Annotated in this window: 2 protein-coding genes; both read left to right on the top strand. The window is 59.1% G+C overall.

Going from position 1 to position 1,893, the window contains the following annotated elements; genetic code table 11:
* On the top strand, window positions 1-1,201 hold a 1,201-nt coding region (gene mltG, locus NW815_RS12960), incomplete at its 5' end, for an endolytic transglycosylase MltG (protein ID WP_414416092.1).
* An 11-nt stretch (window positions 1,202-1,212) separates the two neighbouring features.
* Window positions 1,213-1,686, top strand: coding sequence for a YqeG family HAD IIIA-type phosphatase (locus tag NW815_RS12955; protein ID WP_414390089.1), 474 nt, complete (start codon window positions 1,213-1,215; stop codon window positions 1,684-1,686).
* Window positions 1,687-1,893 lie beyond the last annotated feature (207 nt).

Below are 1,893 nucleotides of genomic sequence, written 5' to 3'. Positions count from 1 at the left end.
GCCTAGCGGTTGGTGTCGGGTAGTTTACGTTCAGCATTCGGCCCAAAAGGATCCCGTCTTGCCCAAATGCTCTGCTGCCCAAGGCGCTATACCCAGGTCACCCCATGTTGCTACGCAACGCTTACGCGAACGCTGGGGTCGGCGTCTTTTGCAGAGCTTGATTTTCCTGTTGGTTCTGGTCGGGGGATTGGGCTACTGGCAGTGGCAGACCTGGCTCCAGCCGGTGGGCGGCCCAGAACCGATCCAAGTAACAATCCAGCCGGGCAGCAGCAGCCGTCTGATCGGGCAAAAACTGCGCCAAGCAGGGGTGATTCGCTCAGCTCTGGCTTGGGAGCTGTGGAGCCGCACCTTCGGGCGCGACTGGGTGTTTCAGGCGGGCACCTACGCTTTGGATCCCAACCAGGACATGCTGGCCGTGGCCCAGCAACTGCGGCAGGGAAGGATCCTGCAAAGACGTCTGACCATCCCGGAGGGTTGGCGCATCGAGCAAATGGCAGAGGCTCTGGCCCAGCGCAACTGGCTGGCAGCCGATGCCTTCATTGCCGTGACCCGGGTGATTCCCCCCCTCGACTGGCTGCCCCCCAACTTGAGCTCACTAGAAGGCTACCTGTTCCCAGACACCTATCTTTTCCCCATCGAACAGGTGGAGGGATCCCTGCCGGATCAAGAAAAGGCCCAGATGGTGGTCGACGCCATGCTGCAGCGATTTGTCGCGGTGGCCCTGCCCCTGTTTCGCCAGCACACCACTTCCCTGTCTCTGCACGAGTGGGTTACCCTGGCCAGCATTGTGGAGCGGGAGGCCGTGGTGCCGGAAGAACGCGCTTTGATTGCAGGTGTCTTTCTGAACCGGCTTAAGAAAGGGATCCCCCTGGGAGCCGATCCGACGCTGGAGTATGCCTTGAATATCCGGCAAACCCCAGACCGCCGCCTCACCCTTGCGGAGGTGCGTACCCCCTCTCCCTACAACACCTACCTCAACCCGGGTTTGCCCCCCGGCCCCATCGCCAGCCCGGGCTTGGCCAGCTTAAAAGCCGTTTTGGAGCCTGAGCAAACCGACTATCTCTACTTTGTGGCCCGCTACGATGGCACTCACATTTTCAGCAAAACCCTAGCAGAGCACGAGGCAGCCCAATTGCAAATTATTCAAGAGCGTCGGCAAGCTGCCCAGGGATCCCACCATAGTCCTCAACCCAGTCCTTAGCCGAGGAGCGGATGGTACACAAACCTTGGTTCAAGCTCCTGCAACCGGATCTGGTGGTGGCCGGCACTGTCTTAAAGTTGCGGGCAGAAGACCTGTGGGCCTGGCAGGTAAAAGGCATCATCTTTGACGTAGACGGTACACTGGTGCCGAGCCGACAGGTTGAGGTGGATCCTGCTGTGGCTGCTTGGCTGGAGCAGTTGCGTCCGCACTTTCAAATTTGGCTGGTGAGCAACAACCTCAATCGCAGCCGCATCCAACAAATCGGAGAAAGCCTGGATCTGCCTTACATTCACCGGGCCGGGAAACCCTCACGGCGGGCTTTGCGGCGGGCCGCAGCCCAGATGGGCTTGCCGGTAGAAGCAGTGGCTATGGTGGGAGACCGCCTGTTGACGGATATTTTGGCGGGCAATCGACTGGGGTTGGTAACCGTGCTGGTCAACTCCCTCTTGTCCGAAGCAGTCGAAAAGAACCCTGCTACCCTCTAGGGGCTGCGCTTTTAAGAGATTTGAAGATTGGACAACAATAGTTGCTTGTCCCTCACCCCCGACCCCTCTCCCAAGGGGAAGAAGGGAGCTAGGAACCGAGGCAATAGGCCAGTTTGCCGTTATTTCAGATTAGGGTGAGATGCCTGGGCTACTGAAAAGAGCCCTAGGGATCCCTGCATTATTGCTCCGCAACGCTGACGCGAAGAC

Source organism: Synechococcus sp. R6-7 (genome assembly GCF_047461695.1).
GTDB lineage: Bacteria > Cyanobacteriota > Cyanobacteriia > Thermostichales > Thermostichaceae > Thermostichus.
Note: the sequence above shows the minus strand (reverse complement) of the source record. Positions and strands in the feature narration are given on the sequence as shown.

Bases quoted from the DNA above. Each gene is read 5' to 3' on its own strand.
- NW815_RS12955 (WP_414390089.1), top strand. From the start codon at position 1,213: ATGGTACACAAACCTTGGTTCAAGCTCCTGCAACCGGATCTGGTGGTG.